This is a genomic window from Ktedonobacter robiniae (assembly GCF_016587375.1).
GTDB classification, from domain to species: Bacteria; Chloroflexota; Ktedonobacteria; order Ktedonobacterales; family Ktedonobacteraceae; genus Ktedonobacter; species Ktedonobacter robiniae.
Map to the genome: position 1 here is coordinate 471,626 of NZ_BNJG01000003.1, position 13,820 is coordinate 485,445.

Genomic DNA, 13,820 nt, shown 5'->3' on the forward strand with positions numbered 1-13,820 from the left:
TCATCAACTTGAGAGGTATGCGTATGTTGCGTTGCAGCCACGAAAAATGGCATTACTTCTATGGGGTAAAAATTACTCCGCTCCAGTTAGGCCCACGGGCTCAGAAACCGTGAATTACGACAATGTTCCCTTTGTTTAGGGTATGTAATGACGCAAATACACCATGCCATTACGTATTCTTCTTTATATTCCTATTTTGACGAATCCACTTGGCTAGGAACCGGAACATGTTGCAAGCGGTCAGACTACTGAGACACTGAGACTTCTTCCTCCCGCGCAAAGGCTTGCAGACCTTCAAAAGAGCGGGAAAAGTCGGGGATGATCTCATCGAGGATCGCCTCGAAGCGTTGAGGATAGCCCTGGAGAAGCTCTGCCAGCAGTTGTCGTTCCTCTGAAGCTTCTCCCACAGCGAGTAAGGTGGCAAGCATACGTGCATTAATCACTTCGCGCGGTGAGATCAGCAGTCCATACATCAAGAAGTTTTTGAGCATATACGTTTGCCCCTGCATTCCTTCTTGCAGCAATTTCCGATCATGCACCGGGGCATATTTGAAATACAGGTCGAGATATAATTGGATCAACCTAACGCCACGCAATGGTGAGGAACCCGTATAGGTCACTCCAGGCGTATTGAGATCAGAGACACTACTGAGCCACCAGGCCGGGGCGATGGCCTCCTGCATGCGCTGGAGCACGTGTCGTTCAAAGCCGGGTTGAGGAGAACTCTGCTGCTCGTGTAAACAACGCGCCAGGGTCTCTGCCTCAATCGCAGCCACGCTCATGCCTTGTCCGTAAATGGGGTCAAAATTGCAGAAGGCGTCTCCCATGACCAGCAGACCAGTGGGCCAATCCTCCATCTGCTCAAAGTGATGGCGCACACATACTGGGATGCGGTAGCCGCGCGGATCGTCCAGTGGCCGAGCGTCTTGCAATAGTGAGGGGAGGTATGGCCCAATGGCGACGGCGAGTCGTTGCTCAAACGCCGCTGCATCGGTAGGAGGATAATGGCCCCCGATATTGCCGATGATCACGGCACTGGTGTGGTTCTCAAGGAGCGAGAACACGACCCCATCGCTCTGAGAGAAAGATTTGAGCGCGTTACTCCACTCGTGATGTGCGCCTGTCGGGAACTGGTAATAGCGTGTGCTATAGCCAATGGCGGAATGGACCTGCTCATCCTCAGGCAGATGGTAGCCCAGTTCCTGGAGCCAGTGGGGGAGTTTGGAGGAATGTCCACTGGCGTCAACGATCAGATCCGCTGCTATAGTTGTCCGCTCTGCCAATTGTCCGTGCTCACGCACACAGATACCCGTGATGCGTTTGCGGTCAGATGACGCAACGAGGCCAATCACGTCCTGATGGGTCAGAAAACGCACGCCTGCACGCGCCTGCACGCGCTTCCGTATTTCCCACTCCAGCAGGGCCCGGCTACACGATGCATCCTTGCCCATCGCGATGGGAGCGCTGAGGGCCGTGCGTCCATCCTTGGCAATCAGAAGACTTTTGGTATGCTCCAGAGAGAAGGCTCCGTGCTCGAGCAAGCCATCAAGGAAACCAGGAAACAGGCGTTCCAGGATCATCTTGCCACGTGGCAACAACCGATGGAGATGATGTGCCTGAGGCGTGCCTGCACGTGGTTGGGGCTGGACGGGCAACGCGTCTCGTTCTACCACCAGCACCTGCTCATAATACTCCGCAAGAACCCGTGTCGCCAGCAAGCCAGCAATGCCTGCACCAATCACCACTGCCTGCTGTTGTTTTTCTTGCGTTCCTGTTGTTGTTTCATCCTGCATATCTATAGCACCTTTCTTATTCTTCTACTTCTTTTCTGCGACCAGATCTCCTAGAAGCCAAGCTGCTGCTTGACCAGGACCATCGTGATACGACCTGGCTCGTGCTCCGCATTGATGGTCAATAGTTTATTGATAGCGCTGGGCCGGCCGTAGACTTGCTGGGCACGTACATTTTCTAAAGGAAGGCTATATTCGCGGATGCGGCGAAGCCCCTCTTCCAGCGTGCGCACGAGCTTTTGTGTGCCAACCACCCAGATCACCTTGCTCGCACCAAAGACGGCAGCACCTAACTGGCTGCCAGCGGCTGATGCGATGAGCACCTCGCCCTGTTCGGTGACCGCCTGCACACTTCCCACCAGGACATCGGGGGCTGCGACCAGTTTGCGCATCTCGTTGCGCTGGGTCGCGTAATCAAGTGTCGATAACTGAGCGCGCACCGCTTGAAAGTGGTTTGCGTGTTCGATCTGCTTGGAGAGGCCAATCACCTCAAGGGTACGCGAGGGCGAATTATAGACCGCAGCGCCCTCGGGGATCAGGTCAAGCACATACTTTTGTGCTTCTTCGCCGGTCTCAAAGACGACAACGAGCATGCCGTGCGCTTGCAGTGCCTGGACGGTCTTCTCGATCTGCTTCTCTGAGCCCAGCTGTGTGAATTCGGACTGTGATAGATTGGTAGTCATTGCGATTGTTTCCCTTGCTTGTCTTTTATCCATTTTGAGATGAACCTGATGGAAGATTGCTGATGACGCTGTTAATGAGCTATCCCCTCTCTCTTCATCTGGTCGATCCTCTCGTTGCTGAGAGAAGCGTTCATCAACAGAAGAAAGGTCCACATGTGACCAGATTCATCTCAAAATTTCTATTCAATAATGGCTATGGCTTGAGGTCAATCACCGCGCGGCCTGTCATCAAATCGACAGGCACCGAAGCCTGCATGTGTACGATCAGCCACTTGCCGTTGATCTTCTGAAAGCAAGCGGTCCAACGCAACCAGTTACCGATCTTCTGCCCATTGGCCATGGTTGCGCTCAGCCGGTTGAAGCTGTGGGCGAATGCCACGTCATCGCCCACTGTGATGGACAGGTCAACAATTTCATAGTTGATCGGACCTGGGAATGACGAGAGCGCCTCTCCCCAATGTTTCCTGTATGCATCTGCTCCCACATATTGCAGCGGGGGCACGATATCGAACGACACCAGTTCGGGTGCGTACATGGACATCACCCCATCGAGATCCTTCGCCCGAAGCGCCTCGACCCCACCCTCGATGACCCTTTTAATTTCGGCTTCATCGTTTTTCTTGTTGTCTTCAACTGGCATAGTTTCCTCCTCCGCTGCCTGGGGCGCCGAGCCCGCAAGCGGTGTGGTGTCAAGGTATCTGACCTCGTAGACGCGCTCGGCGAACTTCCAGCCGTCCTCAGTGCGCTGGTAGCGGTCGTGGTACACAGCGTAGTTCAGCCCGGACCTGCCGTCGCGCAGGCGCGCGAGCTCACAGATGTAGGCCCGGCCGACCGCGGTGGAGCCCTCCAGATGGATCGTGCCTGGATGCGTAGTTTGCACGAAGTAGTCCCACTGCCCCTGCAACCGCTTGCTCCCGGCGCGGATCTGCTCCCGGCCAGTGAGTTCGACGATGGGGGGTATCCGCCACACGCCGTCCTCGGTGAACAGCGACGCCAGGCGGTCGGGGTCACGCATCATCACTGCGTCAGTGAACTCGCTGCGTAGCGCCTCGATCTCGAAGCGATCAACAATACTCTCTAAATTGCTCATTGATTTTCTCCTTCGTCTGTGTGCTTCAATCGCCATGACCCCTCAGAGTCACGCGCACACCATCTGTCTTTCACGGGCGATCTCGTGCCTGCTCACGCACCTTCCGCCTGGCTCGTTTCAAGCGAGAGCAGCACTAGGCCAAGCCGGATGAGCTGTAAGAGCACCCCATAGAGTGCTGACTGATCCGTCAGCACTCCTGAGAGCAGCGTGGTGCCAGTCTCCTGCTGCTCGATGTGTAATCCCCCAAACCGGTCTTGCCAGGATGGGTCCAGATGTCCCTGGATGCGAATGCGGTAGTACATCGGTCTCCTCCTCTGTCTAAGCGGAGTGCTCTGTTCTCATGAAGAGTATAAAAGGGCGTGCCCTCCAACACAGCCCTCAAAAGGGGAAGAAAAGGAGGAGTTTTGAAAGGCAGGATGACACCCTGTTGGGGAGAACGAGGTGCTAGAGCAGCGAGCGGGCACGCGCCAGGGCCACTGCCTGTGTGCGGCTGCTCGCTCCCAGCTTGCCGAGCAGATGACTGACGTGTTTCTTGACGGTGTCCAGGGAAATCACCAGGGCCTGGGCGATGTCCTGATTGGAGGCTCCGGCGGAAAGCCACCGCAAGACTTCCTGTTCGCGCCTGGTCAGGGAAATCCCCGGCGCCCAGGAGATGGCCGATGGCTGCCGGGTCGAAGAAGGCGCAGGCTCGGGTGTGGTTGCCCCCTCCAGTGACCTGTTCGCGCCTGGCTTCTCCTGCTCGAAGGCAGCCAGGAGCTTTGCGATATAGGCTCTGGTGGCAGCAGCCAACTCGTGCTGCCCTACGTGTGTGGTGAGCAACGCTAGAAGTGCCTCCCTCATGAGTTCGCCCTCATCCAGATACACGCGCAGGTAGCCCTCTGGTTCCGTCAGGGCAAAGAGGCGTGCTGCGATCTCGCGGGCCTGGTCGTGCTGGCCTGTCTGGTGCAACGCTACCAGCAGCTGAGCCAGATACGTTATGGTGATCCTGACATTGGTCGGTCGATCCAGGTGTCCGCTCCAGCGTTCCAGCAAGTTCAATGCCTCTCGAAAGCGAAGCTTCGCGAAATACACGCGGATCATGATCGGGAAGGCATCATACAGGTTCCTATCCCATGGCCCTTCTGGAAAAAGGACACCACTCACCCAGTCGGACGCCTCCTTGAGCTGTCCTTGCGCCAGCCACCACTGCGCTCGCAGCGTCAATAGCCAGTCTGAGTAGGTCCAATAGCGTTCGCGCTCTACCAACTGCTCCAGCTCATGCAGCGCCAGCTCGGCGAGCGACCACTCACCCCTGGCGAGTTCGACCTGTATCAAGCAGGCATATCCCATCCCGAGCACATTCAGATGCGGCCAGGCTGTGGCGTCCTGCACGATTGTGTACAGCAAGCTGTGTGCTTCCTCCAGACGATTCCACTGGTAGAACACAAGTGCCAGGCAGATCTGGAGAAATCCTTTCAGCGGGGCATAGCCCGCGATCTGTTCGACCAGGTCGAGGGTATCCAGGCTCTCCTGATAGGCCAGGCGCAGGTGTCCTGCCTCCATTTGCGAGAGCGCCAACCATTCCCTGACTCTGGTGATCGCATAGAGGCTTGCCGATTGACCCACCCGCTGCTTTGCGGAGAGCAGCTGCGGCACAAGCACCGCGCCCTCTTGCCGGTCCCAGTAGTGGAGGAGGAAACGGCAGAGAAGCGGGAAGATTTGCCAGATGACCTCCTCATCCTGGTCAAGTTCCTGGATCTCCTGATACAGAGCGCTTAAACGCCCATACTCCCAGATGGCCATCGCCTCATACCAGGCCATCTCTGCGTGTAACAGGCGCAGACGCCGATGCAGCAAGGCCCCCCGAGCCTCGGTGGGAAGAACGGCGCCCGTACCTGTACGGGTGGCTACGGTCAGGTGGCTGTATTCGTCCACATGGAACGGCAAGGAACTCTCGACCCGCGCCATGAGCTGCTGCGCCTGCTGGTAGACTCTGGCCCGCTGCTCGCGGGTCGTCTGTGTGACCGTGTTGAGTAGGTAGAGGGCGGTCGTGAGCAGCAGGCGAGCGTGCTCATGCACGAGCGGTTGGGGCAGCGCGAGCACCCAACGCGCTATCGTCTCGGCCTCCCCACGCAGCCAGAACTGCTCGACGGTTTGCTCCATCAACCTCGCTGCCATGGAGTAGTCAGCGGCGGCAAGCGCATGGGGAATGGCCTCGTACCATTGCTCCTGGGCCTCATAAAAGGCAGCGGCCCGCTGGTGCAAGAGCGGCACCAGCTCTGGTTGCGTGGTGTGGAGAACAGAGAGCAGGGCTTCGCGGAAGAGATCGTGCAGCCGATAGGTGCGCCGCTCCTCATCCTGAGGCACCACAAAGAGGTTGGCCCGCTCCAGGAACATGAGCCTCTGCTGACTGGTCGCCCTGGTCGGTGCTCCGGTTACGGCCTGGCACACGGTAGCATCCAGGTGCGAGAGGATGGCGCTGTGAAGCAAAAAGTCGCGCACACTCTCAGGCAGACGGACCAGGATCTCCTCTTGCACGTAATCCAGGAGATAGCGCTGGCTGCCAGTCAACGCCTCAAGGTAGGCCGCGCGATCTGCGCGTTTCTGCAGGGTAAGCGCGACCAGATGCAAGCCAGCGATCCAGCCCTCGGTCCGGCTCACCAGCCTGCGCACCTCGTCGGCTTCGAGCGCAGGGGAGAGCAGCTGGCCCAGATACTGGCTCGCCTCCCCCTCTGCAAAGCGCAGTTCGTCTGCACGGATCTCGGTCAGGTGTCCGCGCACCCGCAGGCGTGCAAGGGGCAGGTCAGGGTCTACGCGGCTGGAGAGGATCAAATGGACGTACGCAGGTAGATGCTCCAGGAAGAAACACATACCCTCGTGAATGGCTGGATCGCCGATCACCTGATAATCGTCCACAATCAATACGATGGGGGCAGCATGCCCCTCGCCGCCTTCCAGTTCCTGGAGCAACGCCGTGAGCATGGTGGACAGTGGTGGCGGCTGGGGGGATTGCAGCAGCGCTATCGGACTTGCTCCAAAGCTAGGAGTGAAGCTGGGGCAATGGCGCAGGGCTGCAATAAGCGCGACCCAGAAGCGCGTCGGCGTCGTGTCCAGGTCGTCTAGCGAGAGCCAGGCGACCTGGACACGACGCCGACTGGCCCAGGTGGCCAGCAACGTCGTTTTGCCAAAGCCTGCCGGCGCGGAGACCAGGGAGAGCCTCGTGGCAAGCGCCTCATCGAGGGCGGCTAGCAATCGCTCGCGCTCCACCAGCGCAGCCGGCAAGCGCGGCAGGGAGAGCTTACTGGAAAGAGGCACAATCCCCTGGGAAGTCGCGTGCGCGGGCTTCTGTTCGGGCAAGAGCATCCTGGCGGTCTCCTCTAAGCGAGCCAGCGAGAGGGTCTGCGTCCGTCCCAGATAGCGCTTGCGGGTGTGGCGGTGGTGCGTGCGATAGGCATACCAATAGCCGCTTCCACGGGAGCGGGCTTCTTTGAGGACCGAGATCCTTCCCGCTTGCCCCTCAAAGGCAAAAGCGGCGTGTCCGTCCAACCAGCGCGCAAATGCTGACTGGTCTTCTGGAAGGAAATCCTGCTCGGGTTGACCGTGGTTATAGAGAGTGTAGTGTTTGTGCTCATGGGACCAGATGAGTGCATGGACTAATGGTTTTGGCATCGTTTCCTTCCCTTGCCGTTGGGTATTCCATCCACCCCCCAATCCCCAACACGCAGAAGTATACTACACCCAAAGGTCGAACCGCAAACCAACCTGTCAGCCTGGGCATGGAACGCTCCATCGCTGCGAGACCGCTGAGATGTCTCGAAGAACAGGTGCCTTGTATTCCATCCGAGTAAGGTGCAGAGGGTGACCATTGGAACAGATAGAGCGATCTTGACCAGCATCATATCCGAACCTGGAAGGAGGAAAGCGAGGTCAATCTGGAAAAAGTATCATCCCTACTGTGTATGATCTTTGGCAATTCACAACCATAATCAACTTGTCGGAGAATCTTTGGAGAGAAAGTTTTGGGAAAAGAGATGCCAGACGTGAGCAATGGTCTGGCCATCTTTGAGGAGTTCCGAGATGTGCTGGGCACGCGTGATCCGAAAACGGTCGCAATCTATCTGGCGACAATGCGTGACTTTGTCAGCTGGCGCGCCGAACAACCAGGAGGAACGCCATTCCATCTGGGTCTGCTGATTGAAACGGCAGTGCATGGCTATCTGGACTCGCGAAAGACGAGCAGGCCATGCGCCCCGTACCCGGAGCAAGGCGCTTTCCGGACTACGCCGTTTTTGCCAGTGGGCGATGGATGAGGGCTATCTTCGTCGCAATCCAGCACGCGCGATGGACGCCCAACGGTTGTAGCGGTAGCTCCGACCGAACTCTCCGAGAAGCAACGCTTTGTACCCAAGCAACTCATTGAACAGCATGGCAGCCGCCGTTTTATGGCGATCTTTGCGCTTGGCTACTGGGCAGGATTGCGTATCAGCGAAATTGCCACCTTGCGGATAGATCAGTGCCAGGTCAATCAGCGGGCCGGAAGTATCACCCTGGTTGATGCCAGCTGTGGGACTTGGATAGTCCCCGTTCACTCTCACACATCCTCATAATCCATTTTTGCCTCTATCACATGAAAAGATCATTCTATACTTTCTCCTCTGTTACATCTTTTTTACTTCCCCTCTGCTTGACTCCACCGGTCCCAGCACTACCATTTGCCGGTCTTGAATTTCAATGCCTTGCTCTAACTGAATTTCAAGCGACTTGGTGTGAATCTTGCCTAATATCCGCTGCTGCTTGCCCATACTTGAGAAACGCACCCACTCACATCCTTGCCTTGCCAACGCCGTCAACTCCTCCTCCTCCCACATGATCATCGAGAACAAGATCACACTCTCGTTTGTCTTTTTTAACCGCATGGATCTCACATATCCTCCTTATCAGCAAGTTCCTCCTCCCATTGTACTCCATCTCTCTTTCTAGCATATGTACCTCGCACTTGCCCCCCTGACTTACTCCCTCTCGTTGATTGGTGGTACGCACCACCACGTCTCGTCTACATGATTTTCCTCTTTGACTTTGTTCAGAGAGCAACTTTCTTCAAATAGACGGCAGGTGATGGAGCAACAAGCTCAAACAACCGCATTGTATTCGCCGATTCAAAAGAAGCCTCTATACAAGCTGATCGAGAGGAAAAACATACTCAAGACTCTAGCTAGCTTGAGTATATTGATGATAAAAAACCTTGAATATCAAGAGGTTTTTTAGCTATTCACAATAGCTGATCCTATGTTTCGCCTTCGCGGCTCCCCTCAGTGGCACACTGGCTGACCGCCTGGGATCACGCTGGCTCTCGCCTATTAGCCTGGGCTTTGGCCTCTTCCTGCTCAGCCAGATGAACGCGCAGAGCTCCCTCTGGGATATTCTCTGGCGCCTCGCCGTGACCGGCATTGGCCAGGGCATCTTTCAGTCGCCCAATACGCGTACTATGATGGGCGCGGCTCCCCTCCACGCGCAGGGTGAAGCATCTGGCCTACTGGCGACTGCACGCGTGATCGGCCAGAGCCTGAGCGTTGCCCTGACTGGCACGGTCTTTGCCGCCCTGGGTGGTACGCTTGCGGGCACACTGCTCTCCTCGCCCCAGGCCACAACTTCTCGCCAGCCCACATCGAGGCCCTACAACACACCTTTGAGCAGGGCTTTCACGCGGCCTTCCTCGTCTGCGCTGGCTGCGCCGCCATTGGCATCTTCACCGCCCTCGCTCGCGGCAGCTAGTAAACATTTTGCTGATCATAGCCTACAGTGTCCAGTTGGTAAATGTCCTGAAATGCGAGCAGACGTGAGGGAAGACTCCCGCATCCACTTCCTGGGAAAGCAGGAGCCCTCGGGCGGTATTACGATCGTGTTACCATTGGTTCCAATGCACTACCTGTTCTAGTGACACGCGTGGACCGGGACGAAAGTTGGTGCCTAGTGTATAGGCTACCGGAATGAGTGCTGCCTGCATGATCTCATGGTGAGGAATGCCCAGCAATTGTGCTACCTCGCGCTCACAGTAGGGACTGAGAGTGGTCCAGCATGTCCCTAGACCGCGCGAACGGGCAGCAAGCATGAAGCTCCAAACGGCAGGCAGAATCGATCCCCAGGTATTTGCCTGCTCAAGAATCGAGGCTCCTTCAGTTCGACCATGGATACAGGGAATGACGAGCGCAGGTACCTTATCCAGGCGCTCTATCAGGGAGTTCAACCCCTCAAAGGTTTTGTCGGTGATATGCTCACCGCGCCTGGCCCTGGTGAAATTCGCACCAGGCAGATGTGCGCTAAGCATTGGCTGGGGCAGTTCCGGTCCACGCCAGTACACTTCGGCCAGGGCGCGGCGCTGCTCGGCATCCGTCACAACAATGAAGTCCCAGCGCTGGCGATTACGGCCTGTGGGGGCCTGTACCGCTAGTTCCAGGCACTCCCGAAGCACCTCTGGCTCGACTGGTCGCGTCAGATCCAGGCGTCTACGAACTGCGCGGGTGGTAGAAAGCAAGGCATCTGGCAGAAGATCGAGTTGTGGCATACATTTGTTCTCCTTCAATATTACTTATGGGGACTTCCAGACATGTTGGGAAAGAGCATGACGGTCAAGAAGAGGCCCACACTCGCAAGACCGATGATCAGAAATGAGATGTTCGCGGCATTGATATACCCTGTTCCTTTCGCAATTGATGCGAAGATAACGCCGAGTACGGCCACACCAAGTGCATTGGCAATCTGCTGGGTTGTCGAGAATATGCCCGAAGCCGCACCAACATGCTTGTGATTAATTCCTTCCAGCGTCTTCGTCAACAATTGAGACATGAGGACACCATTTCCGCTACCGACAACGACAGAAGCTAGCAGCAATGGTGCGATACCATACAGCGGCACAAGGAAACGCACAACTAGGAAGATACAGAGATAACCAACCAGTATCAGGATTGCGCCAAGAGGAAGCGTTCGATTTCCCAGGCGACGGATGATTCCGGCAGAAGCTAGAGAAGTGAGTAGAAACGCGATTCCCATGACCATCACGACAAGACCGGATTGTACCGGTGTGTAGTGCAAGCCATCCTGTAAGTAAAAGGGTAGCACGAGCAGGATACCGCCAAAGAGTGTGTTACTGAGCAGGATTGAAAGAAGGCCCGCGAGAAAGGCTCGCTCACGAAAGAGTGAGAGGGGTACGAGCGGAGATTTGCCGCGCCTGGTTAACCACTGCTCATAGAGTGCAAAGATGACGAGAAGGAGCAGACTTAGTACCAGACATGCAAAGCTCCAAAGCGGCCATCTCTCGTTCCCGCCTTCGATGAGTGGGTATACAAGGAGAAAGAGTGCCAGAAAGAGAGTAATAACCCCTCCCAGATCAACTTGGAGATGAGATGATGGATGGAACTCTTGGACGAGAAGCAACGCTGCAAGGAAGGCGACCACCCCGATTGGCATATTGACCAGAAAGATACTACGCCAACCCAGGTCCAATATATTCGTCGCCAGAAGAAAGCCCCCGATCAATTGTCCCAGAACTGAGGCCAGGCCAATGGTAATGCTGAAAGCGCTAAAGGCGAGCGCTCGCTCGTGTCCTTGAAAGTTGATTTGGATGAGTGCTAGCACCTGTGGAGTCATCAGTGCCGCCAGGATGCCCTGGAGCAGACGAAAGAGAATCAAGAGTGTAGGGGTGGGTGCGAAACCACAGAGAGCAGAACTGAGCGTGAAACCTGCCACGCCAATCAGAAACAGGCGCTTGCGCCCATAGATATCACCTAATCTCCCTCCGGTTACCAGAACCACGGCATACCCCAGCGTATAGCCAGCGATGACGAACTGTACCTCCGCAAAGGTCGCATGAATATTGCTCTCAATTGAAGGAACAGCAACATTAACGATAAATGTGTCAAGTGCATTCATAAATGTCGCGAGTAGTACCACAGCGAGCATCAGCCAACGGCGCATGCTCTTCTTCTGTACTCTTCCTTCCACCTGGAGTAGTTGATCTTGTATCTGTTGTGTCATAAAAATAAGCACCATCTCTTTCCTTTTTCACGCAAATAGTATTCGCATTATTCTTATTTTTGACTGATCGATCAGTCAAAAATAAGAATAAAAAAATTGAGAGGCTAAGAGAGCACTGAAAGCGCTACAGAGGCGACATCGCGCACCTGTGCGGCGTCCCGGGTAGCCTTGGCAGTAATATTCAAGCTTTGCAGCGATGCCGTGAGAAAGCGAGCCAGGGTGGTCAGGTCGCGTTGCGTCTGGAGTTCCCCTTGCTCGTTGGCACGGAGTAAGGCCCGGTAGAACGCCTCTTGCGTGCGGGCGACACTCGCTGCAACAAACTGAGCCACTTCGGGATCATGAGGAGCCAACTCAATCGCGGTGTTGACGATGAGACAGCCTCGTGGAGGTATCGTCTGCCCAAGCTGTTGCACCGTAGCGCGAAAAACACGGGTAATGGCTTCTTTCCCTGATCCAGATTCCTCCAGAACTCCAATGGTAGACGCACTAGCTCGTTCTTCGTACCGCTTGAGAGCCTCAAGGAAGAGCGTATGCTTATCCCCGAAGGTGTCATATAAACTCTGGCGCTTGATGCTAAGATATGCCAGTAAATCATTGATAGAAGTCGCTTCATAGCCACGACTCCAGAAAAGCTCTATTGCCTTGTCAAGCATCTGCGTACGATTAAAGGTTTTGGGTCTCGCCATTGTTTGCTTGCCTCCCTGCAAATACTATACTCGTTTTGGACCGATAAGTCAAGTTTGGAGAAGGCCATCGTTTGTAGCGCGACCCTCCAACGCGAGGGGGCCCAGGCTTGGCAGGAATATTCTGACAATCCTCCAAGCAGAGAACAAGGGATAAAGAACGCTTGTCATAAAACAAGGAGGAGGTAGGGCTCTTCCGTGCTCTCCACAGCTGCCACCTCTACAGGACGTTCGCCGTCTGGTGTTGGTGAATGCTTCGTTAAACTCACAATGTGTTCCATTGAAAGTAGCTTCAGCATGGGCATAGATCTCGTTGCTGATGGTGGCATCACCCAACTTTAACCAATACCGTTAAAGGGCAGACTTGCGTGTCTCTAACATGATCGCCTCTCCAAAGAGGGTGAGAGCGAGCCTTCTCGGGCCTTCGCGAGTCTTCTAAGATGGAGGGTTTCTCATAAAAAGCAGTCGTCCAGCTCGATTATGTAATTGAGCTGGACGACTGCTTTTTTCTTCATGCTTTGCACTAACAAATCTGCCCTACAGCTACAAATTGCGCAGCTTGGGTAGCACGTCGCGGGCGTAGCTCTCGATAAAGGCGAGCTGGTCCGGGCCGCCAGAGTGGAAGATGATGTGATCAAAACCCAGCTCGATGTACTGTTTGACAAACTTCACGTGGTCCTCGGGATTGGATGAGAAACAGCCCATCTTCTTGAGCGTATCCGCGCCAACCACCTCGCCATTCTCCTGCGACATCTTCGGCGTGTAGATCTTCTGATCAAAGAGTGCAGGGACATGCGCGCCCGCCCAGTATTTCAAGCGCGACTGAATCTCCGCCTCGGGGTTGTTGGAATAGCCTACTGTTAGCTCAAGCCAGCGTGGCATACGCTTGGGATCTTTTCCCGCCTCACGAGCGCTCTCTTCAAAGCTTTTGATGATCTCCTGGTAGATCTCCGGCTGCTTGCCACCTACAGACCAGAGACCATCGCCATATTTGCCCGCGAATTGCGCGCTATGGGGCACCAGGGCCGAGACGATAATGGGAATTGGGCCGGTCGGCGTCGTGTACAGCCTGGCCTTATTTGTGTGATAGTATTTGCCTTTATAGGTTACAGGCTCGCTGGTCCAGAGAGCGCGGATCAATTCGATGGCCTCGGCCAGGCGGTCGCGGCGTTCCGCGTACTCGGGCCACTGTCCGGTCGCGGCAAATTCGTTAAGCGCCTCGCCAGTGCCTACGCCAAGCGCGAAACGCCTGGGGGCGAAATGGGTGACGGTGGCGGAGGCCTGGGCAATAATCGATGGGTGGTAGCGCAGAATGGGGCAGGTTACACCTGAGCTGAGCATGATGCGCTGCGTCTGGGTCGCGACCGCACCAAACCAGGTCCAGGTAAAGCAGGCCTGGCCCTCCTCGCTCCAGGGGTGAAAGTGATCACTGGCGTCCAACATATCAAAACCCGCTTTGTCAGCGGCGATGGCATACTTCATAAGCTCAACAGGTGGATACTGCTCCGGGCCTGCCTTCCAACCAAACTGTACCATGATACTTCCTCTTTCCAGATGGTCTTCT

Annotated in this window: 13 protein-coding genes and 1 pseudogene; 2 read left to right on the forward strand and 12 right to left on the reverse strand. The window is 55.7% G+C overall.

Annotated elements, in window-relative coordinates:
- Positions 1-245: 245 nt before the first annotated feature.
- From JMJ04_RS34595 to JMJ04_RS34620, 6 genes and pseudogenes are all read right to left on the reverse strand, one after another.
- Entirely contained in the window at positions 246-1,793 is a 1,548-nt protein-coding gene (locus tag JMJ04_RS34595; RefSeq protein WP_201374929.1) for an FAD-dependent oxidoreductase, read from the reverse strand.
- 50 nt (positions 1,794-1,843) lie between these two features.
- Positions 1,844-2,473 (reverse strand): lactate utilization protein, encoded by a 630-nt coding sequence (locus JMJ04_RS34600; protein WP_201374930.1) that lies wholly within the window; start codon positions 2,471-2,473, stop codon positions 1,844-1,846.
- 193 nt (positions 2,474-2,666) lie between these two features.
- A complete protein-coding gene (locus JMJ04_RS49150) occupies positions 2,667-3,113 on the reverse strand; it encodes a YybH family protein (RefSeq protein WP_201376137.1) in 447 nt (148 codons plus the stop codon).
- 21 nt (positions 3,114-3,134) lie between these two features.
- A pseudogene (locus tag JMJ04_RS49155) lies at positions 3,135-3,563 on the reverse strand (nuclear transport factor 2 family protein); the annotation flags it as partial.
- Between the two features lie 92 nt (positions 3,564-3,655).
- Positions 3,656-3,865, reverse strand: coding sequence for a hypothetical protein (locus JMJ04_RS34615; RefSeq protein WP_201374931.1), 210 nt, complete (start codon positions 3,863-3,865; stop codon positions 3,656-3,658).
- A gap of 142 nt (positions 3,866-4,007) precedes the next feature.
- Complete coding sequence (locus JMJ04_RS34620) at positions 4,008-7,211, reverse strand: winged helix-turn-helix domain-containing protein (protein ID WP_201374932.1); 3,204 nt, start codon at positions 7,209-7,211, stop codon at positions 4,008-4,010.
- A gap of 371 nt (positions 7,212-7,582) precedes the next feature.
- On the opposite strand from JMJ04_RS34620, the gene JMJ04_RS34625 reads away from it, so the two are divergent.
- Complete coding sequence (locus JMJ04_RS34625) at positions 7,583-7,852, forward strand: hypothetical protein (protein WP_201374933.1); 270 nt, start codon at positions 7,583-7,585, stop codon at positions 7,850-7,852.
- A gap of 3 nt (positions 7,853-7,855) precedes the next feature.
- Here the strand turns inward: JMJ04_RS34625 and JMJ04_RS34630 are convergent, their stop codons facing one another.
- Together JMJ04_RS34630 and JMJ04_RS34635 are read right to left on the reverse strand one after the other, a co-directional pair.
- Positions 7,856-8,131, reverse strand: coding sequence for a hypothetical protein (locus tag JMJ04_RS34630; protein ID WP_201374934.1), 276 nt, complete (start codon positions 8,129-8,131; stop codon positions 7,856-7,858).
- Between the two features lie 69 nt (positions 8,132-8,200).
- Complete coding sequence (locus JMJ04_RS34635; RefSeq protein ID WP_201374935.1) at positions 8,201-8,458, reverse strand: transcriptional regulator; 258 nt, start codon at positions 8,456-8,458, stop codon at positions 8,201-8,203.
- A 476-nt stretch (positions 8,459-8,934) separates the two neighbouring features.
- Between JMJ04_RS34635 and JMJ04_RS34640 the strand changes: the two genes are divergently transcribed.
- Positions 8,935-9,477, forward strand: a complete 543-nt coding sequence (locus tag JMJ04_RS34640) for an MFS transporter (RefSeq protein WP_201374936.1) — start codon at positions 8,935-8,937, stop codon at positions 9,475-9,477.
- Here the strand turns inward: JMJ04_RS34640 and JMJ04_RS34645 are convergent.
- From JMJ04_RS34645 to JMJ04_RS34660, 4 genes are all read right to left on the reverse strand, one after another.
- Positions 9,445-10,104, reverse strand: coding sequence for a nitroreductase family protein (locus tag JMJ04_RS34645; protein ID WP_201374937.1), 660 nt, complete (start codon positions 10,102-10,104; stop codon positions 9,445-9,447). The genes JMJ04_RS34640 and JMJ04_RS34645 overlap by 33 nt on opposite strands.
- A 20-nt stretch (positions 10,105-10,124) precedes the next feature.
- The gene (locus JMJ04_RS34650; RefSeq protein WP_201374938.1) at positions 10,125-11,573 is read right to left on the reverse strand and encodes an MFS transporter; all 1,449 of its coding nucleotides are present in this window, start codon (positions 11,571-11,573) and stop codon (positions 10,125-10,127) included.
- Positions 11,574-11,677: 104 nt separating this feature from the next.
- Positions 11,678-12,259, reverse strand: a complete 582-nt coding sequence (locus JMJ04_RS34655) for a TetR/AcrR family transcriptional regulator (RefSeq protein ID WP_201374939.1) — start codon at positions 12,257-12,259, stop codon at positions 11,678-11,680.
- A gap of 540 nt (positions 12,260-12,799) precedes the next feature.
- Complete coding sequence (locus JMJ04_RS34660; RefSeq protein WP_201374940.1) at positions 12,800-13,792, reverse strand: TIGR03557 family F420-dependent LLM class oxidoreductase; 993 nt, start codon at positions 13,790-13,792, stop codon at positions 12,800-12,802.
- Between the last annotated feature and the right edge of the window lie 28 nt (positions 13,793-13,820).